The organism is Mycobacterium parmense, assembly GCF_010730575.1.
GTDB classification, from domain to species: domain Bacteria; phylum Actinomycetota; class Actinomycetes; order Mycobacteriales; family Mycobacteriaceae; genus Mycobacterium; species Mycobacterium parmense.
Genome location: NZ_AP022614.1, coordinates 3,968,363 through 3,989,793, shown reverse-complemented (window position 1 = coordinate 3,989,793; position 21,431 = coordinate 3,968,363). Strand labels below are relative to the sequence as shown.

At 67.7% G+C, this 21,431-nt stretch carries 24 protein-coding genes and 1 pseudogene; 11 read left to right on the top strand and 14 right to left on the bottom strand.

The annotated features are described in order from the left end of the window. The first annotated feature begins 7 nt into the window (after positions 1–7). Entirely contained in the window at positions 8–1,351 is a 1,344-nt protein-coding gene (locus G6N48_RS18465; protein WP_085268582.1) for a maltokinase N-terminal cap-like domain-containing protein, read from the top strand. Between the two features lie 45 nt (positions 1,352–1,396). Next, positions 1,397–2,077 (top strand): YoaK family protein, encoded by a 681-nt coding sequence (locus G6N48_RS18460; protein WP_139825709.1) that lies wholly within the window; start codon positions 1,397–1,399, stop codon positions 2,075–2,077. Between the two features lie 54 nt (positions 2,078–2,131). On the opposite strand, the pseudogene G6N48_RS18455 reads toward G6N48_RS18460, so the two are convergent. The 6 genes and pseudogenes from G6N48_RS18455 to G6N48_RS27720 all read right to left on the bottom strand — a co-directional run. Beyond that, a pseudogene (locus G6N48_RS18455) lies at positions 2,132–3,152 on the bottom strand (esterase family protein); the annotation flags it as partial. Between the two features lie 245 nt (positions 3,153–3,397). Further along, positions 3,398–4,216 (bottom strand): ABC transporter permease, encoded by an 819-nt coding sequence (locus G6N48_RS18450; protein WP_085268584.1) that lies wholly within the window; start codon positions 4,214–4,216, stop codon positions 3,398–3,400. Further along, the gene (locus G6N48_RS18445; protein WP_085268585.1) at positions 4,206–5,036 is read right to left on the bottom strand and encodes an ATP-binding cassette domain-containing protein; all 831 of its coding nucleotides are present in this window, start codon (positions 5,034–5,036) and stop codon (positions 4,206–4,208) included. Before G6N48_RS18445 ends, G6N48_RS18450 begins: the two co-directional genes overlap by 11 nt. Then, entirely contained in the window at positions 5,033–5,485 is a 453-nt protein-coding gene (locus G6N48_RS18440) for a MarR family winged helix-turn-helix transcriptional regulator (protein ID WP_085268586.1), read from the bottom strand. The genes G6N48_RS18445 and G6N48_RS18440 overlap by 4 nt, the downstream gene beginning before the upstream one ends. 66 nt (positions 5,486–5,551) lie before the next feature. Next, positions 5,552–6,049 (bottom strand): metallophosphoesterase family protein, encoded by a 498-nt coding sequence (locus tag G6N48_RS18435; protein WP_085268587.1) that lies wholly within the window; start codon positions 6,047–6,049, stop codon positions 5,552–5,554. A gap of 18 nt (positions 6,050–6,067) precedes the next feature. Next, positions 6,068–6,241, bottom strand: coding sequence for a hypothetical protein (locus G6N48_RS27720; protein WP_169718431.1), 174 nt, complete (start codon positions 6,239–6,241; stop codon positions 6,068–6,070). Positions 6,242–6,408: 167 nt separating this feature from the next. Between G6N48_RS27720 and G6N48_RS18430 the strand changes: the two genes are divergently transcribed. After that, positions 6,409–6,864 (top strand): MaoC family dehydratase, encoded by a 456-nt coding sequence (locus tag G6N48_RS18430; RefSeq protein ID WP_085268588.1) that lies wholly within the window; start codon positions 6,409–6,411, stop codon positions 6,862–6,864. Between the two features lie 77 nt (positions 6,865–6,941). On the opposite strand, the gene G6N48_RS18425 is transcribed toward G6N48_RS18430, so the two are convergent. The 3 genes from G6N48_RS18425 to G6N48_RS18415 all read right to left on the bottom strand — a co-directional run bounded on the left by G6N48_RS18425 (position 6,942) and on the right by G6N48_RS18415 (position 10,308). Beyond that, positions 6,942–8,237, bottom strand: a complete 1,296-nt coding sequence (locus tag G6N48_RS18425; RefSeq protein WP_085268679.1) for an acyl-CoA dehydrogenase family protein — start codon at positions 8,235–8,237, stop codon at positions 6,942–6,944. A 78-nt stretch (positions 8,238–8,315) separates the two neighbouring features. Further along, a complete protein-coding gene (locus tag G6N48_RS18420) occupies positions 8,316–9,017 on the bottom strand; it encodes a GAF and ANTAR domain-containing protein (protein ID WP_085268680.1) in 702 nt (233 codons plus the stop codon). A gap of 190 nt (positions 9,018–9,207) precedes the next feature. Then, positions 9,208–10,308 carry a F420-dependent hydroxymycolic acid dehydrogenase gene (locus G6N48_RS18415; protein WP_085268589.1) on the bottom strand — a complete coding sequence of 367 codons (1,101 nt, stop codon included), beginning with the start codon at positions 10,306–10,308 and terminating at the stop codon, positions 9,208–9,210. A 155-nt stretch (positions 10,309–10,463) separates the two neighbouring features. Here G6N48_RS18415 and G6N48_RS18410 point away from each other — a divergent pair, with 155 nt between their 5' ends. Together G6N48_RS18410 and G6N48_RS18405 are read left to right on the top strand one after the other, a co-directional pair. Beyond that, the gene (locus G6N48_RS18410; RefSeq protein ID WP_085268590.1) at positions 10,464–11,069 is read left to right on the top strand and encodes a GNAT family N-acetyltransferase; all 606 of its coding nucleotides are present in this window, start codon (positions 10,464–10,466) and stop codon (positions 11,067–11,069) included. 65 nt (positions 11,070–11,134) lie between these two features. After that, positions 11,135–11,512, top strand: a complete 378-nt coding sequence (locus G6N48_RS18405; protein WP_085268591.1) for a hypothetical protein — start codon at positions 11,135–11,137, stop codon at positions 11,510–11,512. A gap of 55 nt (positions 11,513–11,567) precedes the next feature. On the opposite strand, the gene G6N48_RS18400 is transcribed toward G6N48_RS18405, so the two are convergent. Beyond that, on the bottom strand, positions 11,568–12,242 hold the full coding sequence (locus tag G6N48_RS18400) for a TetR family transcriptional regulator (protein ID WP_085268592.1): 675 nt from the start codon (positions 12,240–12,242) through the stop codon (positions 11,568–11,570). Positions 12,243–12,312: 70 nt separating this feature from the next. On the opposite strand from G6N48_RS18400, the gene G6N48_RS18395 reads away from it, so the two are divergent. The 4 genes from G6N48_RS18395 to G6N48_RS18380 all read left to right on the top strand — a co-directional run bounded on the left by G6N48_RS18395 (position 12,313) and on the right by G6N48_RS18380 (position 16,206). Continuing rightward, a complete protein-coding gene (locus G6N48_RS18395; RefSeq protein ID WP_085268593.1) occupies positions 12,313–13,425 on the top strand; it encodes a ferredoxin reductase in 1,113 nt (370 codons plus the stop codon). Positions 13,426–13,450: 25 nt separating this feature from the next. Then, entirely contained in the window at positions 13,451–14,557 is a 1,107-nt protein-coding gene (locus G6N48_RS18390) for a fatty acid desaturase family protein (protein ID WP_085268594.1), read from the top strand. 84 nt (positions 14,558–14,641) lie between these two features. Continuing rightward, positions 14,642–15,166, top strand: a complete 525-nt coding sequence (locus G6N48_RS18385) for an SRPBCC family protein (RefSeq protein WP_179969887.1) — start codon at positions 14,642–14,644, stop codon at positions 15,164–15,166. Continuing rightward, a complete protein-coding gene (locus G6N48_RS18380) occupies positions 15,166–16,206 on the top strand; it encodes an LLM class flavin-dependent oxidoreductase (protein ID WP_085268595.1) in 1,041 nt (346 codons plus the stop codon). The genes G6N48_RS18385 and G6N48_RS18380 overlap by 1 nt, the downstream gene beginning before the upstream one ends. On the opposite strand, the gene G6N48_RS18375 is transcribed toward G6N48_RS18380, so the two are convergent. Both G6N48_RS18375 and G6N48_RS18370 read right to left on the bottom strand, forming a co-directional pair. Continuing rightward, a complete protein-coding gene (locus G6N48_RS18375) occupies positions 16,203–17,315 on the bottom strand; it encodes a DUF1214 domain-containing protein (RefSeq protein WP_085268596.1) in 1,113 nt (370 codons plus the stop codon). The genes G6N48_RS18380 and G6N48_RS18375 overlap by 4 nt on opposite strands. Further along, positions 17,312–17,887, bottom strand: a complete 576-nt coding sequence (locus G6N48_RS18370; protein ID WP_085268597.1) for a TetR/AcrR family transcriptional regulator — start codon at positions 17,885–17,887, stop codon at positions 17,312–17,314. Before G6N48_RS18370 ends, G6N48_RS18375 begins: the two co-directional genes overlap by 4 nt. 109 nt (positions 17,888–17,996) lie before the next feature. Here G6N48_RS18370 and G6N48_RS18365 point away from each other — a divergent pair, with 109 nt between their 5' ends. Both G6N48_RS18365 and G6N48_RS18360 read left to right on the top strand, forming a co-directional pair. Further along, the gene (locus G6N48_RS18365; protein WP_179969948.1) at positions 17,997–19,157 is read left to right on the top strand and encodes a sulfotransferase family protein; all 1,161 of its coding nucleotides are present in this window, start codon (positions 17,997–17,999) and stop codon (positions 19,155–19,157) included. A gap of 48 nt (positions 19,158–19,205) precedes the next feature. Then, positions 19,206–20,105: an alpha/beta fold hydrolase gene (locus G6N48_RS18360; protein ID WP_085268599.1), complete on the top strand. Its 900-nt coding sequence runs from the start codon at positions 19,206–19,208 to the stop codon at positions 20,103–20,105. Positions 20,106–20,136: 31 nt separating this feature from the next. Here G6N48_RS18360 and G6N48_RS18355 read toward each other — a convergent pair whose 3' ends face one another. Then, complete coding sequence (locus G6N48_RS18355; RefSeq protein WP_085268600.1) at positions 20,137–21,189, bottom strand: zinc-binding dehydrogenase; 1,053 nt, start codon at positions 21,187–21,189, stop codon at positions 20,137–20,139. Between the two features lie 11 nt (positions 21,190–21,200). Next, positions 21,201–21,413, bottom strand: a complete 213-nt coding sequence (locus tag G6N48_RS18350) for a TOBE domain-containing protein (RefSeq protein ID WP_085268601.1) — start codon at positions 21,411–21,413, stop codon at positions 21,201–21,203. Positions 21,414–21,431: the final 18 nt, after the last annotated feature.

Sequence of the window (21,431 nt, the reverse complement as noted above, 5' to 3'; positions counted from 1 at the left end):
GGCGCAAATGAGTGAGGCTGCCAAACTGCCCTGGTCCGACTGGCTGCCACAGCAACGCTGGTACGCGGGTCGCAACCGGGAACTGTCCACCGCCGAGGCGAGCGTAGTGGTCCCCCTTCGCGACGATCTGGATCTGGTGCTGGTCGACGTGGACTACACCGACGGCTCGTCGGAGCGCTACCAGGTGATCGTCGGCTGGGATTCGGCGCCGGTCTCCGAGTACAGCACCGTGGCCACCATCGGGGCCGCCGGCGACCGCACGGGGTTCGACGCGCTGTACGACGCCGGCGCGCCGCGTTTCCTGCTCTCCTTGATCGATGCGTCGTCGGCGCGCGGCGCTTCGGGTGCCGATGTCACCTTCGCCAAGGAGCCCGGTGCTCAGTTGCCGCTGGAGGCGATGCCGCACGTCTCGGACGCCGAACAGAGCAACACCAGCGTGATCTTCGACCGGGAGGCAATCTTCAAGGTGTTCCGCCGGGTGAGCAGCGGGATCAATCCCGACATCGAGCTCAACCGGGTGCTTGCGCGCGCCGAAAACCCGCACGTGGCCCGGCTGCTCGGCACCTACGAGATGGCCGGCGCGAACGGTGCCGACGCGTGGCCGCTGGGCATGGTGACCGAATTCGCGTCCAACGCCGCCGAGGGCTGGGCGATGGCGACGGCCAGCGTCCGCGACCTTTTCGCCGAGGGTGACCTGTACGCCCACGAGGTCGGGGGCGACTTCGCCGGAGAGGCCTGCCGGCTGGGTGAGGCCGTGGCGTCGGTGCACGCCACCCTGGCCGAAACCCTGGGCACGAGGGAGGTCGGATTCCCCGTCGACACCGTGCTCGCGCGCCTGGCGTCGAACGTGGCCAAGGTCCCCGAACTGCGGGAGTACGCGGACACCATCGAAGAGCGGTTCGGCAAGCTCGCAGGCGAGGCGATCACCGTGCAGCGGGTGCATGGCGACCTGCACCTCGGGCAGGTGCTGCGCACGCCCGAAAGCTGGCTGCTGATCGACTTCGAAGGCGAGCCCGGTCAGCCGCTCGATGAGCGACGCGCCCCGGACTCGCCGCTGCGCGACGTGGCCGGGGTCCTGCGTTCCTTCGAGTACGCCGCTTACGGCCCCATCATCGACCAGGGGGCGGACAAGCAGCTCGCCGCGCGGGCCCGGGAATGGGTGGAGCGCAACCGAACCGCGTTCTGTGAGGGGTACGCGTCGGCGTCTGGGGTCGACCCTCGCGATTCGGCGCAGCTGCTGGCCGCCTACGAACTCGACAAGGCCGTCTACGAGGCCGGCTACGAGGCGCGGCACCGCCCCGGATGGCTGCCGATCCCGCTGCGCTCCATCGCGCGGCTCATCGCGGCCTGACCGGGCTCCGCTGCACGGGCGGTGCGCTTCTAGAAGCATGTGGCCGTGATGGGTGACATCTTCAACAGTGAGGCGCGCTTGTCGTGGGTGCTGGCGGTGCTCGCCGGCGTGCTGGGGGCAATCTCGTTTACGCACTCTGCGGGATACTTTGTCGTATTCATGACCGGCAACGCCCAGCGCGGCGTGCTGGGGTACTTCACGCACCAGACATGGGCCGCCGTCAGTGCCGGGCTGCTGATGGTGGCGTTCGTGGTCGGCGTGGTGGTGGCGTCCGTGTGCCGGCGCTATTTCTGGGTGGACCATCCGCACGGTCCGACGATGTTGACCACCTTCAGCTTGATGGCCGCCACCGTCGTCGACGTCCTTGACGAAGGGTGGCAGGAGAACTTCCTCGATTTCGCGCCGATCATGTTGATGGCCTTCGGCACCGGTGCGCTGAACACGTCGTTCGTCAAGGACGGGGAAGTATCGGTGCCGCTGAGCTACGTGACCGGCACGATGGTCAAGATGGGCCAGGGCATCGAGCGGCACATCGCCGGGGGCAACGCCTCGGACTGGCTCGGTTACTTCCTGCTGCTGGCCAGCTTCGTGCTGGGCGCTGCGATCGGTGGGGTCATCAGTGTGGTCGTCAACGGCACGTGGATGCTGGTGCTGGCGACGGCCATGTGCGCGCTGACCACCGCCTACACGTACTTTCACGCCGACCGCCGCGCCTTGTTCGACTAACCGGCCGCAAAAAGCATCGGCAGCAGCGCTGACCGGTGCGCTGCTGCCGATGCCGGCTGGTGGGCCGGGTGACCTAGGCGGAGTTGTTGCTCGCCAGGAGCACCTGCTGGATGTCGGGCTTCATGGCGACCAACTGCTGATTCCAGTAGGGCCACGAGTGTGTCCCGTTGGCGGGGAAGTTGAACACCCCGTTGCGACCGCCCGCGGCCGTGTAGCTGTTCTGGAATTGCTCGTTGGTGCGCAGGGTGAGGCCTTCCAGGAACTTGGCCGGCATGTTGTCGCCGCCCAGGTCGCTGGGGTTGCCGTTGCCGCAATACACCCAGACGCGGGTGTTGTTGGCGACCAGGCGGGGGATCTGCAGCATCGGGTCGTTGCGCTTCCACGCCGGGTCGGTCGACGGACCCCACATGCTGTTGGCGTTGTAGCCGCCCGCGTCGTTCATCGCCAGACCGATCAGCGTCGGCCACCAGCCCTCGGACGGGTTGAGGAAGCCGGACAGCGATGCGGCGTAAGGGAATTGCTGGGGGTAGTAGGCGGCGAGGATCAGCGCGGAGCCGCCCGACATCGACAGGCCCACGGCGGCATTGCCGGTGGGGGACACCTGCTTGTTGGCCTGCAGCCACAACGGCATCTCCTGGGTCAGGAACGTCTCCCACTTGTAGGTGTAGGTCTGCCCGTTGCCCTGCGAGGGCTGGTACCAGTTGCTGTAGAAGCTGGACTGGCCGCCGACGGGCATGACGACCGACAACCCGGACCCGTAGAACTCCTCGAAGGCCGGGGTGTTGATGTCCCAACCGTTGTAGTCGTCCTGTGCCCGCAGCCCGTCGAGCAGGTAGACGGCGTGCGGCCCGCCGCCCTCGAACTGGACTTTGATGTTGCGTCCCATGGACGGCGAGGGCACCTGCAGGTACTCCACCGGCAGGCCGGGCTTGGAGAACGCCGTCGCGGTGGCCGAGCCACCGGCGCCGCCGACGAGACCGGACAGCAGGGCAGCCCCCAGAGCCGCGATGGCCAGCCGGCGCGGCATGGTTGCCGTCGCGCCACGCAACTTCCGCACTTCTTTCAGAAACGCCATAGCTCTCTACCCATCCCAACTTTCTTCTGCCGCGCGGTGCGGCGGAATCTGTTCTGGGCGAGTGAAACACACGGGGCGGACAGATCTGCGTCGTCACGGCCGCACATCGAGATCGCGGTTGGCTAACGATTCAAACTCGGCGAGGAATCGGTGGGCAATGGTCGCGGTGGGGTCACGATCGGCTTGCGAAACGCCGCCGTGCCTTCCCATTCGCGCGTCGACGCGCTAGCGCAACTTTCCGCCGGCTAGGCGACGAGCCGCCGCAACAACGTTGAGGCCGTGGCGATTCCGGCGATCGCGGCAATGACCAGCACCACGATGTCGGCGGGGTTGAACGGTGTTCCGATCAGCAGCGCGCGCAACGCGTCGACTTCGTAGCTGAGGGGATTCACCCTGCTGAGCACGTGCAGCCAGGTCGGCATAACGTCGACGGGGTACAAGGCGTTGGACGCAAAGAACAACGGCATCGTGATCGCCTGCCCGATGCCCATGAGTCGGTCGCGACTGCGCACCAAGCCGGCCAAAGTCATTGACAGGCAGGCGAAGAAGGCGGCGCCGAGCATGACGACGGCCATGGCACCCAGGATCCGCAGCGGATTGACCGTCAGGCCGACCTGCATCAGGTACGCCAGCGCCAGCACGCCGACGACCTGCGCCACCGACCGGACCCCCGCCGCGAACGCCTTGCCGGTGATCAGCGCCGACGCCGGGGCCGGTGTCACCATCAGTTTGGCGAGGACGCCGGCGTCGCGGTCCCAGATGATCTGTATTCCGTAGAAGATCGAGATGAACAGGGCCGACTGCGCGATGATTCCCGGCGCCAGGAAGGCCAGGTAGGACACCCGCCCGGTGTTGATCATGTGCAACCGGCTGAAGGTGGTGCCGAAGATCAGCAACCACAGCGCCGGCTGCACCATGCGGGTGACCAGCTCGGTGCGGTCGTGCTGCAGCTTCTGCATCTCGACGATGGCGAAGGCGCCGACGCGACTCAGCGTCGCGCCGACCCGGTCCCATCCCCGGGGCGCCCGGACGAGTGTGTGCGCAGCGGCGCTCTCAACTGACACGGCGGGCAACCTTTCTCGTGGAACGGATTTCGCGGAAGGACCCCGCCGACTCCTGGGGCGGCGTGCCGTCGTCGAGGCCCGACGCGGCGTAATGGCGGAACACGTCCTCGAGGGTGGCGCGCGGTGACACGGTCGCCTTCAACTTCTCGGGTGTGCCCACGGCCCGTAACCCGCCGCGGTGCATCAACGCCACCCGATCGCACAGCGCGTCGGCCTCCTCCATGTAGTGGGTGGTCAGCAGGACCGTCATGCCGAATTGGGCCTGCATCTTCTGCACCTGAATCCAGACCCCATCGCGCGCAATGGGATCGAGCCCGACGGTCGGCTCGTCCAGCACCAGCAGCGACGGGCGGTTGACCAGCGCCTGAGCCACCTCGAGACGGCGCACCATCCCCCCGGAATAGGTCGACGCCGTTCGATCGGCCACGTCGAGCAGTTCCAGGGCGTCCAGGGCCTCCTCGACCCGTCCGGCGCGGTCGGCCCGCGGCACCCCGTAGAGCCGGGCGAACCACTCCACATTCTGCCGGCCCGTCAGGGCGGGCTCAATTGAAAGTTGCTGCGGCACATAGCCGATGTTGCTCCGGATGTCGACGGTCTGCTGGCGCGCGTCCATTCCGAAGACGCGTAGCCGGCCGTCCTGCAACGGGGTCAGCGTGGTCAGCATCCGGACCATGGTGGTTTTGCCGGCCCCGTTGGGGCCCAGCAGGCCCATGGTCTCGCCGGGGCGCACCTGCAGTGTCACGTCGTCGACCGCGGTGAAATGGCCGTAGCGGTAGGTGAGGTTTCTGGCGTCGACCGCCATCGGCAGCGAGGCGTTCATGATGGCCGCTCCTGCAATTTCCGGGTCATCATGTCGATGACCTCCAATCCCTTTGCCAGTGACTCGATTTGCTCGTCGTCGAGTTCACCGATTACGTCAGTGAGCAGAGCCCGCCGCGCGGCCCGAGACGCGTCGACGATCTGCTGCGTCGGCTCGGCGAGCCGAAGCTGGCCAACCCTGCGGTCCGTCTCTGCGGCAGTGCGAATGAGCAGTCCGCCGGAGACCAACTTGGACACCAGGGTCGACGCGGTGTTGGGCACCAACCCGAGTTCGGCGGCGGCGGCGCTGACCGAGATCCCCGGCTGCCGTCCCACCAGCCATAACAGCTCCGTTTGGGACTCCGTGAGCCCCGATGCCTCGAACCCACGGCCGGCCGACCTTCGGAGCTGCCGACGGAACCGCCCGACCACCCTGAACAGCTCGGCGGTCAGATCGGTACGTGTCTTCACCCCGTCGACATTACCTCTGTAACCGAGCTATTTATGGGTAGAAGCTGTGGTCACGCTTTGTGTTGCTTAGCGTTCGAGGCGATGCAGGACGACGTCGCGCAGCGCGCCCCCGTCGGCCGTCGCGGTCATGTAGGTGCAGAACGGCTGGCGGCGGCGATCCGTCGGCGAGCCGGGGTTGAGCAGTCGCAGACCGGTTGGCGCCGTCGTGTCCCACGGTATGTGGCTGTGCCCGAACACCAAGACGTCACTGTCGGGGTATAGCCGGGACGCCCTTGCCTCGCGTCCGGCGGCGCCACCGGTCTCGTGCACGACCGTGAAGCGTACGCCGGCCAGGGTGGCGTCCGCCCTCGCCGGCAACCGCGCCCGCAGCGCGGGGCCGTCGTTGTTGCCCCAGCATCCGATCAGGCGCGCCGACCTGGACTGCAGCTCGTCGAGCAGCTCGGGGGCCACCCAGTCGCCGGCGTGGACGACGGCATCGGCCGCCTCGATCTCCTCCCACACGGGCGCGGGCAGGTCACGCGCGCGGTTGGGGACGTGGGTGTCCGCGATCAGAAGCAGCCGCACCGGACCATTCTGCCCGGTCTACTTCTGTTGGCTGCGCGCTTCGGCGCCCGATTCGCCGGCGTCGAACGTGTCGTCGGAACCCGCGGCGCCCACATAGGAGCCGTCTTCTCCGTCTTTGCCGGCACGGGAGCGCGTCTGGTGAGTGTCGCGTTCGACGTCCGACTCGGCCCTGTGGCCCTTGTTCTCTGGCACTTTGACATCCTTCCGTGCGCAGTTGGTGCGCGGGGTGCAACGTCGGGTTCCCGCCGGTGGCGGTCGTGAAACGGTTGCCGTCGGCCCCCCTCCCTCGCGTCCCGGCATCGCATCGCGCTTCCGATAGGGTGCTTGCGGGCATCCTTACCACCCGAGGGAGAAGACCAATGCGCACCTTCGAATCAGTAGCCGACCTCGCAGCCGCCAAGGGTGAGAGCCTCGGGCGCAGCGACTGGGTGACCGTGACTCAGGAAGACGTGAATCTGTTCGCCGACGCCACCGGCGACCACCAATGGATCCACGTCGATCCGGAGAAGGCCGCCACCGGCCCCTTCGGCACGACCATCGCCCACGGCTTCATGACCCTGGCGCTGCTGCCGCGGCTGCAGCACGAGATCTACACCGTCAAGGGCATCAAGCTCGCAATCAATTACGGGCTCAACAAGGTTCGCTTCCCCGCCCCGGTTCCTGTCGGCTCGCGGGTTCGCGCAGAACTCACGCTGGCCGGGGTGGAAGACCTGGGCAACGGCGCCGTGCAGGCAACCATGGCGACCACCGTCGAGATCGAAGGGGCGCCGAAGCCGGCTTGCGTTGCCGAGAGCATAGTCCGTTTCGTGTCGTAAGCAGGCGAAAAACACAAGGCAGCGCAGCCGGTCTCGGCGTATCGGCACAACGGCACGCGTCGCGGGACCCGCTCGCGTCAGAACTCGGCGACGGCGTGCTCGAGGCGCTCGGCCAGCCTGGCCTGCGCCTCGGCCCGCCGGGTCGGTATGTGCGCGGACGGGAAGGGCGTTGCCACAGGCTGATATTCGCGCAGTGTTCGGCGGGCCACCGTCATCTTGTGCAGTTCGGTCGCGCCGTCGGCGATCCCGAGCGATTCGGCGGCCACCATCATCTTGACGAACGGCATCTCGTCGGAGACACCGAGCGCGCCGTGCAGGTGCATCGCACGCTGCGCGACGTCGTGCAGCACCTGGGGCATGGCAACCTTCACCGCCGCGATGTCGCGGCGCACCTTCTGGTAGTCGTGATGCTTGTCGATCAGCCAGGCGGTCCGCAGCACCAGCAGCCGGAACTGTTCGATCTGGATCCAGCTGTCGGCGATCTTCTCCTGGGTCATCTGAAAATCGGCGAGCCGCCCATGCCTGGTCTTGCGTGACACCGCCCGCTCGCACATCATGTCGAAAGCACTGCGTGCCAACGCAATCGTCCGCATCGCGTGGTGAATGCGGCCGCCGCCGAGCCGGGTCTGGGCGATCATGAACGCCTGGCCCTCGCCACCGAGCACGTGGTCGGCCGGGACGCGGACGTCGTTATAACGGACGTAACCGTGGGTGGCGCGTTTCGAGGACTCGGCACCCACACCGACATTGCGCACGATCTCGATGCCCGGGGTCTCGGCCGGGACGATGAACAGCGACATCTTGTCGTAGGTGCGGGCTTCGGAATTGGTGACGGCCATGACGATGAAGAACGACGCGTGCTTGGCGTTGGTGGAGAACCACTTCTCGCCATTGATCACCCAGTGGTCCCCGTCGCGGCTCGCGGCGGTGACGAACTGCCCGGGGTCCGACCCGCCCTGCGGTTCGGTCATCGAATAGCAGGACGTGATCTCGCCGTCCAGCAGCGGCTGCAGGTACCGGGACTTCTGAGCGTCGGTGCCGAACAGCGCGAGGATTTCGGCGTTGCCGGAGTCCGGCGCCTGGCACCCGAAAACCGACGGCGCCCAGCGCGACCGGCCGAGGATCTCGTTGAGCAACGCCAGCTTGACCTGCCCGAAGCCCTGGCCACCCAGGTCCGGGCGCAGATGCGCCGCCCACAGCCCCTGGTCCTTCACCTGCTGTTGCAGCGGCCGCAGGACCGACATCATCTCGGCGTTCTGCTTGTCGTACGGGTCGAGGGCGACCAGGTCGAGCGGCTCCAGTTCCTCGGCCATGAACTTCTCGACCCAGTCGAGCTTCGCCTGGTATTCGGGGTCCGTCTCGAAGTCCCACATCGTGGTCACCCGTTCCCCGGCGCCGCGCCGCACCGGACTCGTTGAGGAAGCGACACCATCCTAGAGCGGTGGCGGGATCTACGTCTCGGTGCCGCGGGAGTCGATCACGCGCTGGGCGATGTCGACGAGTTTGGCCTGGCTCTCCTGGGACAGCATCCGCAGCAACTCGAAGGCGCGCACGTCGTCCACGCCGTAGCGCTCCATGATGATGCCCTTCGCCTGTCCGATTCGGTCCCGGGTCGACACCGCCGACTGCAATTGCTCGCCGCGCCGTGCCGCCAGGATGGCCGCGGCGGCATGCGCCGCGAAAACCGTGCCGATGGTCTCGGCCTCGGTGTCCCACGCGCCGGCCTTGAAGCTGAAGAGGTTCAGCGCCCCGGCTGTGCGGTCTGCCGTATACAGCTTGAACGACAGGCCGCCCAGTACGCCGAGTTCGACTGCCGCCGGAGCATAGCGGGGCCAGCGTGGCTCGTCGCGCAGATCGTCGGTGCGCACGATCGTCTCGCCCAGGGCGGCCTGCGCGCACGGCCCTTCGCCGAATTCGTGCTGCAGCCTGTCGAGCCGGGCCGCCAGGCCGTCGGTGTCGGCCAACGATTCGAACTCGCCCCCTCTCCTGATCAGCAGCACACCCGCGACATCGGCCCGCGGTATCAGCTCCACCGCGGCGCTGGTGACGTCGGCCAGGACCTGGTCGAGCGTGCGCGGCGCGGCGATCTGGCGAGCCAGCTCAGCCATGCGCACAGCCAGACGGTGGCGGGAGCTTGCGTCCGAAACTTCCATCAAAACGGATTCTCCATGATCGGCCCGGTGCCGCATCATCGGCGGGCGTCATCTATCGAGGGGTGCAGACCGGTCGTCTATCGAGGGGTGCAGACCGGTCGTCGCGGATTTGCTGTCGTCGACGCTTCTGCACATCTGGCATGGGTACCCGCCGTCGACCGAAACTATTTGCGAACCCCGCCGCCGGGATTCAGCGCAGTCCGGGCAACACGTTGGCGCGGTAGAAGTTTATGGCGGTGACGGGATCGTCCTGCGGAAAATGCAGAAAGGGCACAGCGCCGGCGTCGAGGACCCGCTGAACCGTTCGGATGTGCGGGCCTGCATCGGTGCCCACGGTCCAGTCCGCCAGCACCTTGTCGATCGGATTCGCCTCGGCCGCGCGCTGGATCTCGACGGGATTCGGCTGATCCACGGCCCCGGCTGTGAACCGCCACAGGGTGGCGGCGCGAGCCGCTACGGCGTCGTCGCCGACAACCGCGAACATCTCGGCCCGTTTGCCGAGGGTGCCCGCGTCCCGCCCGGCGGCCGCGGCGCCGGAAGCGAACGCGGCAACCAGTCTCGGGTTGGTCACATCCCGCGACTGGGTGATCCAGCCGTCGCCGAATTGACCGGCCAGCGCGGCGCTCTTCGGTCCGCTCGCCGCCACGAAGATGGGCGGCGGCGTGGGCGGCGTGTCGTAGAGCTTCAGGGAGTTCGTTCGAAAGTACCGACCGGAGAACGAGGTTCGTTCTCCGCGCCACAGCCGGCGGATGAGCTCGATGGCCTCGATCAGCCGGTCGTGGCGCTCGGTGTAGTTCCCGAACGCGTCGGTGGCGGACTGCTCGTTGAGCCGCTCCCCGGTGCCCACACCCAGGAACACCCGGCCGGGGCTCAGGATCGCAAGCGAGGCGAACGCCTGCGCCACCACGGTCGGGTGGTAGCGATACGTCGGGCACGTCACGCCGGTCCCGAAAGAGATGCGCCGGGTGCTGTTTGCGACCAGCGCCAGCGTCAGCCACGGGAACATCGAGTGACCCTGGTCGTCCTGCCACGGCTGGATGTGGTCGCTGGCCCACACGTACCGAAAGCCGGCCTGTTCGGCCGCCTGCGCCTGCGCGACCAGCTGGTCGGTGCGAAATTGCTCGTGCGACAGCACAAATCCCACGTCCCTGCCCGTCGGCGGCGGCGGGGCTTGCGGACCGAGGTGATCTTCGGTGTGGGGGCCGGCACAACTGGTCGCCGCGCCGGCGCCGCCGAGCAACCCCACACCGGCGGCCACCCGCGCGAAGGTCCGTCGCGAGATGCCGGTCACCGCTGCGGCATACCCCCCATGCCGCCGATCACACCTTCCTGTCGCCGGCCCGGATCCGCCGGGCACCGGACCACGAACCGCTGCTCGTTCGTTTCCCGATTTTCGTCGTGGCCTTACGGGATTATCCGTCCCGACCCCCGGGCTAGCCTGGCCTGGTGAATCCGTTGGCGCGCCCGGCGCGAAAGTCCGACATCCGCGAGCTTTCCAGGACCTTGAGCAGGGCGTTCTACGACGATCCGGTGATGGCCTGGATGCTGCCCGACGAGAAAGCGCGACCGCCCCGCCTGGCCCGCATGTTTGCGACGATGGTCCGCTACCACCATCTGGCAGGTGGCGGTGTGGAGGTGGCGTGCGACGGGCCGGCGGTCGGTGCGGCGGCGATGTGGGACCCGCCGGACCGGTGGCGACAGACAAGCTGGGAAGACCTGGCGATGATGCCCGGCTTCCTGCGGGTGTTCGGCAGGGGGTCCGCAAGGGCGCGCGCGGTGCAAGAACTGATGAAGCGCTCCCATCCCGAGGAACCACACTGGTATCTGGCCGCCATCGGGAGCGATCCGACGGTCCGCGGCCGCGGCTATGGCCAGGCGCTCATGCGGTCGCGCCTGGACCGCTGCGATGCGCAACACTGCCCCGCCTACCTCGAGTCCAGCAAGGCCGAGAACGTCCCGTACTACCAGCGCTTCGGCTTCGCCGTGACCCGCGAGATCGTGCTGCCCGGCGGCGGCCCCACGATGTGGGCGATGTGGCGGCCGCCGCGGTGACCCCGCGTCAATTGTGCTCTGGCAAGCGGCGTTTAGCCGACTGACGCGGCGGGCAACCGTGTCTCATGAGCGATAGCCTCGATGCGGACGACTTTCCCGAAGAAGGCGGGCCCGGCGACACCCTGAACGCGAGCGAGAGCACGGATTCCGACGAACTGCTCAACGACGACGGCGACGTGGTGGTCGACCCGCCCGAGGGGTGGAGCGAGGCCGACCGGTTCGGGATGACGGCGCGCGAGGAACGCGAAGGGGAATCACTGGACCAGCGCCTGGCCGAAGAAGAGCCCGACGTGACCGTCGACTCTCCCGTCGCGGTGGTCGCCGACGATCCACCCGGACGGGCCCACCGGGGCCAGATCGACGGCGCGCCCGAAGACGGAGAGTCGCTGTATGACGTCGTGGACGAGAACGGCGCACCCGACTTCGATCAGATCACGGAGTGAGTCGGACGAACAGTGGTCGGCTGTTCACTGCGACCGGGCGGCCGCGCGTCGGTGGTCAAGGGGCGCTACGCCAGCCGGCGATTCCGATGGCGATCATGCGAAGCTGCTTGACCGCGATACGCCGGATGTCTTCGAGCGCCTGCGCGCTCTGCGCATCCTCGATCGCCTCCGCGATGGCGATCATCGCGTTGACGAACAACGTGGCCAGCACGTTGAGGTCCTCGGTGCTCCATTCGTGGAGTCCGGGGAAGCGGGCCAGGTCGGTGGCCAGTTCGGACGTGATCAGCCGAATCTCGGTGCGGATGGCGTAGCGCAGCACGCTCAGCCCGCTATTACGCTCGCGGCCGATGAGGCGCCAGTGCTCGCGCCTGTCCGCGACGCTGGCGACCAGGATTTCGACGGACGACTCGATCACCCGGTTGGGGTCGAGCTTGCCCGCCCGAGCCCCCCGCAGGGTGTCGCGCAGCGAGCGGAACGACTCGTCGATCAACACCAGCCCCAGGGCCTCCATCGACTCGAAATGGCGGTAGAACGCCGCCGGCACGATGCCGACCTCCCTGGTCACCTCGCGCAAGCTCAGGCTGCTGAAGCTGCGGTCCTGGAGCAGCTTGAGTGCCGCGGCGATGATGGCACGGCGCGTGGCCTCCTTGCGCTCCTCGCGCGACGGGCTTTCGCGTGAACGCTCGCGGCCCGAACTGCGTGACCGTGAGCTAGGAGTACGGCTGTTCACTATGTGAACCCTACCACATACTGGCTCTATACCCTTGACTACCTGCGGTTCCACGCCCCAGAGTGTACATATGTTTACTCAAACAGCACACCCCTCGAGCCGGCCCGGGCCGCGCAGCTTGCGGACACGGGTGCTGAGTTCCGGCCTGCTGAACCTGCTTGCAGGCCCGCACGGCGTCGACCGGTACACCGAGCTGGTCGCGCCGACCTGGACGCTGGGTGAGGCCCGCGCCAAGGTCGTCGGCGTGCGCCGCACCACCCCGCGCAGCGTCACCCTCACGCTCGCACCCAACGAACGCTTCACCTCCACCTACTCGCTCAAGGCCGGTCAGTACGTCAACATCGCCGTCGAGATCGACGGCCGCCGGCACACCCGCTGTTACTCGCCGGCCAATGCCCAAGGGGCGGCCCGGCTGGAGTTGACGATCGGACGCCACGACGGCGGTCTGGTCTCGAACCACCTCTACCACCATGCCCGGCGCGGCATGGTGGTCGGTGTGACCGGCGCCGGTGGCGACTTCGTCCTGCCGGCGCGAGGATCACGGCCGCAACGGATTCTCTTCGTCTCCGGCGGAAGTGGCATCACGCCCGTGATGGCGATGCTCCGCACGCTTCTCGCCGAGGGACACCTCGACACCGAAGGTGGCGAAATCGCTTTCGTCCACTACGCACGCAGCGCCGACGAGGCGTGCTACCGCGAGGAACTGGCCGCAATGAACGGCGTGCGTGTGCTACACGGCTACACGCGATCCGGAGAAGGCGAACTGATCGGGCGGTTCGGGGCCGAGCACCTCGCCGCGGCGATGCCCGATCCCGATGCGGTATTCGTCTGCGGCCCAACGGGTCTGGTCGACGATGTCCGCAAGCACTGCGCCAACGTCTACACCGAAAGCTTCGTCCCGCCCGCTTTGGCGGCGCCGGCGAAGGCTTCGGGTGGCCGCATCACCTTCGCGGACAGTGGCGTCGACGTCGTCGACGACGGGCGGCCGCTGCTGGAGCAGGCCGAGTCCGCGGGCCTGTCACCGCAGAGCGGATGCCGAATGGGCATCTGCCACACGTGTACGCGCCGCAAGACCGCGGGCACCGTCCGCAACCTGGTCACCGGCGCCGTTTCGACCGCCCCTGGCGAGGACGTGCAGATCTGTGTGTCCGTCCCGGTCGGCGACGTCGACCTGTCCCTTTGATGGTTTGACTCGAGGAGGAAAAGCCATGACACAGAACAAGATCACCCTGACACCCGAACAGGCCGACGCGTTCGGTCGCGAACTCGACGCCATCAGGGAACGCGTGATCGCCGACCTCGGCAAGGAAGACGCCGACTACATCCGGCGCGTGATCAAAGCCCAGCGCGCGCTCGAGGTCGGCGGACGAGCACTGCTGTTCCTGCCGCCGGCCTGGCTGCTGGGCACCACGATGCTTGGCCTGTCGAAGATATTGGACAACATGGAGATCGGCCACAACATCATGCACGGCCAGTACGACTGGATGCGCGACCCCGCGATCTGCGGGCGCGATTTCGAGTGGGACACCGCGTGCCCGGCCGACCAATGGCGCCATTCCCACAACTACATGCACCACACACACACCAACATCGTGGGGATGGATCGAGACATCGGCTACGGCATCCTGAGGATGAGCGAAGACCAGCCCTGGGAGCCCTACTTCCTGGGCAACCCGGTCTACGCCTTCCTGCTCATGGTCTTGTTCCAGTATGGCGTCGCGCTGCACGAGCTGGAAACCGAGCGCCTGCGCAGCGGCGAGATCCGGCTCGCGGACAAGCGCGAGGTGCTCAGAGAAATCTGGAAGAAGACACGTCGGCAAACGCTCAAGGACTACGTCGCGTTCCCCCTTTTGGCCGGGCCGTTCGCCCCGTTCGTGTTCACCGGCAACCTCACCGCCAACCTGATGCGCAACGTGTGGTCCTACATGATCATCTTCTGTGGCCACTTCCCGGACGGCACACAGGAATTCACCGTGGAGGAGACCCAGGACGAGTCGCGCGGCATGTGGTACTTCCGCCAAGTCCTCGGTTCGGCGAACCTCACCGGCGGCAAGATCTTCCACCTGCTTTCCGGCAACCTGTCCCACCAGATCGAGCACCATCTGTTCCCCGACATCCCGGCCCGGCGCTACTCCCAGATCGCGCCAGAGGTGCAGGCGATCTGCGAACGCTACGGCATCCCCTACAACCGCGGCCCGCTGCTGCGGCAGTTCGGCACCGTCGTCCGCAAGATCGTCAAGCTCACCCTTCCAGACGCGCTCTCGCCGAAGTCCGCGGTCGACCGGGCCGCCGACGCCGTGCCCGCCGCGGCGTGACCGCGCGCTGAGGGCCAAGCCCGCAAAACGCAGTCTCGATTCGCTACAGAATCGAGACTGCGTTTCTGCGCTCGGGCGGGGACAATGGCGGGCGTGGAATGGACCGGGGCGCGCTACGCGGACAAACCGACGGTGGAAGCCTCGACGTGGATCGACGCCGACCCGGCCCGCGTGTGGAGCCTGGTCTCCGACATCAAGCTGATGCCGACCCTGAGCGACGAGCTGCAGTCGGTGGAGTGGGCCGAGGGATCGGACCGGCCCCGGACCGGCGCCCGCTTCGTCGGCCACAACGAGCACCAGGCGTTCGGGCGGTGGAGCACCACCTCGCAGATCGTGTCCTGCGACCAGGATCGCGAATTCGCCTGGGCCGTAGGCGAACCCGGTTATCCGGCGGCCACCTGGCGGTTCCGGCTGACGCCCCGCGACGGTGGCACGGCGCTGAGCTATTGGATGCAGATGGGGCCGGGTCGATCGGGGCTGTCCATGGCCATCGATTCGATGCCCGACAAGGAGCAGAAGATCGTCTTCGTACGCCTGCGTGAGTTCGAGTCGGCCATCAACAAGACGCTGTCGGCGATCAAGAGGCTGGCCGAGCACGGGGTGCGCTGATGCGGACCGCGACCACGGTCGAATTCTCCGGCGACACCGCTGACACCGTGACGTTGGTCGTCGAGGCCGAAAAGCTGGGCCTCGACGTGTGCTGGGTTGCCGAGGCCTGGGGCGCGGACGCGCCGTCGGCGCTGGGTTACCTGGCGGCGCGGACCGACCGGATGCTGCTCGGTTCGGGAGTCCTGCAGGTCGGCACGCGATCGCCGGTCCTGGTCGCCCAGACCGCGATCACGTTGTCCAACCTCTCCGGGGGGCGTTTCCTGCTGGGCCTGGGCGCCTCCGGTCCGCAGGTGATCGAAGGCCTGCACGGCGCATCGTTTCGCCGGCCGCGGGCCCGGATCGCCGAAACCGTCGACATCGTCCGGCAGGTGTTCGCGGGAGGAAAGATCTCGCACTCCGGCACGGAGTTTCAGATCCCACGCCCCGGTGGTGAGGGTGTTGCCATGCGCTTGTCGACCCGAGCCGAGCACGAGATCCCGATCTATCTGGCCACGCTGTCACCGGCGATGCTGCGGTTGACCGGCCAGGTCGCCGACGGCTGGCTGGGCACCAGCTTCGTGCCGGAAAGCGCAGGCGAGGCCTACTTCCGGCACCTCGACGAGGGGTTGGCCGCTGCCGGGCGCGCCCGTTCGGCCATCGACATCTGTCAGGGCGCCGAAGTGGCCTTCGCCTCCGGCGAGGACGAGCTGCACGCCATGGTCTCGGCCCGCAGGAAGGAGCTCGCCTTCAGCCTCGGCGGCATGGGATCGTCCAGCACGAACTTCTACAACCGGGCCTACAGCCGACAGGGCTGGGCCGACGTCGCCGGCGAGGTGCGGGACCGCTGGCAGCGCGGCGACCGCGATGGCGCGGCGGGGCTGGTCACCGACGAGATGGTGCTGGCCACGACGCTCATCGGAACCGAACAGATGGTCCGCACGCGACTCGCGGTGTGGCGCGACGCCGGGGTCGACACGGTGCGGCTCTATCCCGCCGGCGACACACTGGACGACAAGCTGCACACCCTGGGCCGGGCGGTCGAGTTGGTGCGGGAGATCTAGCCGGCGGCGGTAGGTGCGTCCGATACCTGCATCAGTTTCACCTCGGGCCGAGCCGGCACCTCGTCGGCGAGGAACCAGCGGAAGGCCAGGTTGCCCCGCGGGTAGCCCAGCGTCGTCAAGGAATTCGGGTGGGCGGTCTTCTCGTGGCACAACACGACGGTCACCGACCCGTCCCCGTTGGGCACGGCGGCATGGCCGTTGATGGAGCAGCGGGCGTCGGGGCCCTCCGAGAGGCCGTAGGTTGCCATGAATTGGTTCCACACGACCAGGTTCCAGAACCTGCACGCCGGCGGCCGGTGGGTGATGACGAGCGCTTCGCCGTCGTCGAGCACGAAACTGCCGTAGGCATAGCAGGCGTCGCGCGCCGACCAGCCGAAGTTGGCGTCGGGCACCCGATACGGATCGGCGAATTCATTTGCTGCGTGCGCGGTTTCGTGCCCCAGGGCATGCGCGTCGTGCACGCGCGTGCCCACCGTCAGCGGCACGATCGCGAACATGGTGCGCAGCCAGGCCGCGACGGCGCGCAGTCGCGCGGCGGTCTCGGCGTCGCCGTGCCGGATCGGCTCGGGCGCCTCGAGCGCCTCGATGTTCCAGGTCGCGGGGCGGCCGGTGAGCGGGTTGGCCTGGTAGTCGCGGGTCATGAGAACTGCCGCGCCGGGGGTGGGCCCGAATTCGAAAGAGAACCCACCGTCGGCGTCGACGGCGAGATCGGTGTCCCTGACGATCGCGACCACCCGGTCCGACCACGCGCCCGGCGACGGTTCGTTGTAGGCGGTGACCGAGAAGTACACGCTGTCGCCGCGGTTCCCGCTGATGCGGTAGCGCCGGTCCGGGTCGATCGGGCACAGGAAGTAGTAGGCGTCGGTGTTGTCGCCGCCCCACCGGCGGTCCCGGCGGAACGGAGTGTTGACCGCGACGAATTGCGGGCGGCCCGGCTCGGGAAACAGGTAGGCGTCGAGTGCGACGCCCAGCGTGGCGGCGAGCATGCGGTAGCCGTCGGCCACGTGGCGGTCGTCGGTCACCGCACGCTCACCCTCGAGGAACGACGCATCAAGCCCGCCAAGGGTTTCCAGCAGCTCCCGCCAGGCGGACGGCGACTCGTGAGTCATGCGCTGATTCCTTTCAGGAGCAACGTGGTGGTGCGATCGATCCACTCGTCATCGAGTTCTGAGCCGCGCGTGAGTAGAGCCAGCAACGTGACGCCCGCGATCGCCTCGGCCAGTTCGGCGCCGCTCACGTCGCCGCGGAGGCGCCCCCCGGCCGCCGCGTTGCGCAACCAGTCCTCGAGGCCCCCGGTGATGACTCCGGCGAAGCGCTCCAGCAGCGCCGAATGCAGACTCGGGTCGGCGGCCATCTCGCCGACGAGTCCCGGCAGGGCCGCTCTGGCCGCCGGTGTGGTCAGCACGGCCATCGTGCGGCGCACCATCTCGCGCAGGTCCTCGGTGAGTGAACCGGTGTGGGGGATCGCGGTGACGGGGCCGACCGGAAAAACCGCCTCGTGCACCAGGTGCGCCTTGCTCGGCCAGCGCCGATAGATCGCGGGTTTGCTGGTACCGGCGCGCTCGGCTATGGCGGAGACCGCCAGACCCGAGTAGCCGGTTTCGGCGAGGAGTTCGACCGTGGCGCGCAGCACCGCAGTGTCGATGCGCGGATCTCGGGGGCGGCCGAACTCTACTACCATTACGAAACCGAAAGTAACATAAGTCGCTGTGAGCACCGCCGCGGCAGCCATCCGACTTGACGATCTCGACCGGCCCCGGTTCAGCCCTGAAGCGCGTCAGATCCTCGACATGATGGCCACACTCGCGCCGGACTGTCCGCTGGACATGGATGCGTTGCATGCCAAAGCCTGCGCCGACACCGGCCTGCACGATTTCGGTCCGGACGACTACCGCGAACGGCTCGGCGTCTACCTCGCCGCGCTGCGTGAGATCGACCTGCACGGCGCCGGGGTCCTCAACTTCTACGGGCAGTTGCTGCAGTTGCTCAAGAACCGGCTGCTGTTCACCGACTTGATGCGTCGCCACCCCGAGATCGACGACATCGCGCTGCAGCCGCCCGTGGTGATCGCCGGCCTGCCCCGCACCGGCACCACGCACCTGCACAACCTGCTGGCGGCGCCGCCCACCTTCCGCACCATGCCGTACTGGGAGAGCGTCGAGCCGTTCCCGTTGCCGGCCGAGGTCGGGGTCGCGCCGGATCCGCGGCGGACCCGCATGGACGTCGCGGTCGCCGTGATGAACACGGTGATGCCGCACTTCTCGCTCATGCACGAGATGACCACCGACCACGTGCACGAAGAGATCCAACTGCTCGCCAACGACGTCTCGACGATGCTGTTCGAGACGCTGGCCGACGTGCCGCGGTGGCGCGAGTACTACCAGCGCCACGACCAGGCGCCGCACTACGAATACCTCGCCAGGCAACTCAAGGCGATGCAGTTCCTGCGCGGCGGCCGTCGCTGGCTGCTCAAGTCGCCGCAACACCTCGAGCAGGTTCTGGTGCTCGACCGCGTCTTCCCGGGCAGCATCGTGGTCTTCACCCACCGCGACCCGGTGCCCGTGGCGCTGTCGATGATCGCAATGATCACCTACTCAGCCCGCATGCACCGGTCGCGGGTGCCCGTGCGGCAGATCGCCGCCTCCTGGATCGACCGCCTCGAGCACATGCTGTCGGCTCTCGTGCGCGATCGGGACACCATCGGACCCGACCGCTCGATCGACATCCGCTTCGACGACTTCATGGCCGACGAAACGGGGGTGGCCGAGCGGGTGTACGCCCTGGCGGGCGAGCCGTTCACCGACGAGGTGCGCGCTGCGGTCACCGGCTACCTGACCGGCCACCGGCGCGGTCGGCTGGGCAACGTCGAGACGTCTTGCGAGATGTTCGGCCTCGCCGAGGGCGATCTGCGAAAGCGTTTCGCCCCGTATACCGAGCGATTCCTGGCGTAGCCGTCGGCGCCTTCTGCCGGACCCGGGGACGCGGTACGTTCTCAAGACATGGTCACCATGCCGGCGCTGGACGGCGTCGAACACAGGTATATCGATCTCGGCGACGGCGTCACCATCCACGTGGCGGACGCCGGCCCGGCGAGCGGACCTGCCGTGATGCTGGTGCACGGCTTCCCCCAAAACTGGTGGGAATGGCACGAATTGATCACTCCGCTGGCCGCCGACGGCTATCGCGTGCTGTGTCCCGACCTGCGCGGCGCCGGCTGGAGCTCGGCTCCGCGCTCGGACTATCGCAAGGATGACATGGCCGACGACCTGGCCGCGGTCCTGGACCGGCTGGGCGTGGCGACGGTCAAGCTCGCGGCCCACGACTGGGGCGGGCCGGTGGCGTTCATCATGATGCTGCGGCATCCGGAGAAGGTGACCGGTTTCTTCGGGATGAACACCGTCGGACCTTTCGTCGCGCGCGACCTTTCGCTGGCCCGCAACCTCTGGCGCTTCTGGTACCAGATCCCGATCATGCTGCCGGTGATCGGTCCGCGGGTGATCGCCGATCCCAAAGCCCGGTTCTTCCGGATGCTGGCGTCGTGGGTCGGCGGCGGTTATCTGACCCCCGAGGACCAGGTCAAGATGTACATCGAATGCATGCGCGAGCCGGGGCACGCGGTCGCCGGGTCGCGGTGGTACCGGACCTTCCAGACCAAAGAGTTGTGGAGCTGGATGCGGGGCGAATACGACCTGAAGGACGGCGCGCGCGTCAATGTCCCGGTCCGGTGGCTCAGCGGCACCAAGGACCCGGTCCTGACGCCGGATCTGCTGAACGGGTACGCCGACCGCATAGCCGACTTCGAGCTGGAGTTGGTCGACGACGTCGGCCACTGGATCGTCGAGCAACGGCCCGACCTGGTGCTGGACCGGCTGCGGGCCTTCCTGCGCGCCGGAACATGAAGCGCTGCGACGCTTTTCGGTGTGCCTGCGATCAGGGCCTGACGAGGATGCGGATCGGGTTGCCGTCCTGGTGCTCCAGCTTCTGGATGCCCAACGGCAGGTCCTCGAGCGAGACGACGTCGCTGATCGACCTCGACAAGTCAAGGCGCCCAGCCGAAACCAGCTTCGCCAGCGTCTCGATGTCGACGTTCTGGTAGCCGAGATGCCCCAGCACCTGGCGGCGCGTCAACCCGAACGCCGACGTCGGTCCGATGGTGGGTGCCTCGGCGCTCATCCCGACTCCGACCAGCCGCCCACCGGTGCTCAGGCAGTCGAGCGCCTGCTCGAACGTCGCCTTCAGCCCGACGGCGTCGAAGGCCACGTCCAGCTTCCGCCCACCGGTGACCTCGGCGATCTTGTCGTGCAACCGCTCGTCGCGAGAGCTGAAGGCGTGGTCCGCGCCGACGTCGAGGGCCCTGTCCAACACCGCCGGATTGATGTCGACGGCGACGATCGGGACCGCGCCGACCAGACGGGCGAGCTGGACGATGTGCGTGCCGAGGCCACCCACACCCCACACGCCGACCGATTCCCCGACCGCCACCCTTCCGGTTCGCACGACGGCGCCGTAGGGCGTCGAGACGGCATCGGCAAGGATCGCCGCCTGATCGAGCGGCACGTTGTCGGGGATGTGGGTCAGACCCGCCGCCTGCGCCACGGTGTATTCGGCCCACGCGCCGTCGTAGGCGAAGGCCATCAGCTGGATCCGCAGGCAGTTCAGCACGTCGCCGCGGCGGCAGTTCGGGCAGCTCAGGCACGGGCGCCCGGCGGCGACCACCACCCGGTCGCCCTCGGCCCAGCCGGTTACCCCCGCGCCGAGCTTCGCGACGGTGCCCGACGCCTCGTGGCCCTGGGTCACCACCGGCCGCTGGGCCGGGAACGTGCCGCTGATCAGGCTCAGGTCCGAGTGGCAGATCCCGCAGAACGCCACCTTGACCAGAACTTCACCCGGCCCGGGTTCGGGGATCGCAACGTCTTCTATGACAACCTTTTTGGTGTCGGCGTAGAAGCGCTCAGCGCGCATCGTCGGCAGAGTCGAAGGCATAGCCGGTCAGGCTACTCGACGCCGATTGTGACCTCTGTCGACTTGATGAACACCGTCGCGGGCTGGCCCACCTTCAGGCCGAGGTCGGTGGCCGCGTCCTTGGTGACAGAGGAGGTGACGATCTGCTGACCGCCATCGAGCTTGACCTTCACGATCGCCATCACGCTGCCGAGATCGACTTCGGTGATGGTCCCTTTGAGCTGGTTTCGAGTCGACAGGCGCATTGGCGGAGCCTCCATTTC

Coding starts and splice junctions, on each gene's coding strand:
- G6N48_RS18465 (WP_085268582.1), top strand. CDS start 8: ATGAGTGAGGCTGCCAAACTGCCCTGGTCCGACTGGCTGCCACAGCAA.
- G6N48_RS18445 (WP_085268585.1), bottom strand. CDS start 5,036: ATGAACGCCTCGCTGCCGATGGCGGTCGACGCCAGAAACCTCACCTAC.
- G6N48_RS18430 (WP_085268588.1), top strand. CDS start 6,409: ATGCGCACCTTCGAATCAGTAGCCGACCTCGCAGCCGCCAAGGGTGAG.
- G6N48_RS18425 (WP_085268679.1), bottom strand. CDS start 8,237: ATGTGGGACTTCGAGACGGACCCCGAATACCAGGCGAAGCTCGACTGG.
- G6N48_RS18420 (WP_085268680.1), bottom strand. CDS start 9,017: ATGGAAGTTTCGGACGCAAGCTCCCGCCACCGTCTGGCTGTGCGCATG.
- G6N48_RS18405 (WP_085268591.1), top strand. CDS start 11,135: ATGAGCGATAGCCTCGATGCGGACGACTTTCCCGAAGAAGGCGGGCCC.
- G6N48_RS18395 (WP_085268593.1), top strand. CDS start 12,313: ATGTTTACTCAAACAGCACACCCCTCGAGCCGGCCCGGGCCGCGCAGC.
- G6N48_RS18390 (WP_085268594.1), top strand. CDS start 13,451: ATGACACAGAACAAGATCACCCTGACACCCGAACAGGCCGACGCGTTC.
- G6N48_RS18385 (WP_179969887.1), top strand. CDS start 14,642: ATGGCGGGCGTGGAATGGACCGGGGCGCGCTACGCGGACAAACCGACG.
- G6N48_RS18380 (WP_085268595.1), top strand. CDS start 15,166: ATGCGGACCGCGACCACGGTCGAATTCTCCGGCGACACCGCTGACACC.
- G6N48_RS18375 (WP_085268596.1), bottom strand. CDS start 17,315: ATGACTCACGAGTCGCCGTCCGCCTGGCGGGAGCTGCTGGAAACCCTT.
- G6N48_RS18370 (WP_085268597.1), bottom strand. CDS start 17,887: ATGGTAGTAGAGTTCGGCCGCCCCCGAGATCCGCGCATCGACACTGCG.
- G6N48_RS18365 (WP_179969948.1), top strand. CDS start 17,997: ATGATGGCCACACTCGCGCCGGACTGTCCGCTGGACATGGATGCGTTG.
- G6N48_RS18360 (WP_085268599.1), top strand. CDS start 19,206: ATGGTCACCATGCCGGCGCTGGACGGCGTCGAACACAGGTATATCGAT.
- G6N48_RS18355 (WP_085268600.1), bottom strand. CDS start 21,189: ATGCCTTCGACTCTGCCGACGATGCGCGCTGAGCGCTTCTACGCCGAC.
- G6N48_RS18350 (WP_085268601.1), bottom strand. CDS start 21,413: ATGCGCCTGTCGACTCGAAACCAGCTCAAAGGGACCATCACCGAAGTC.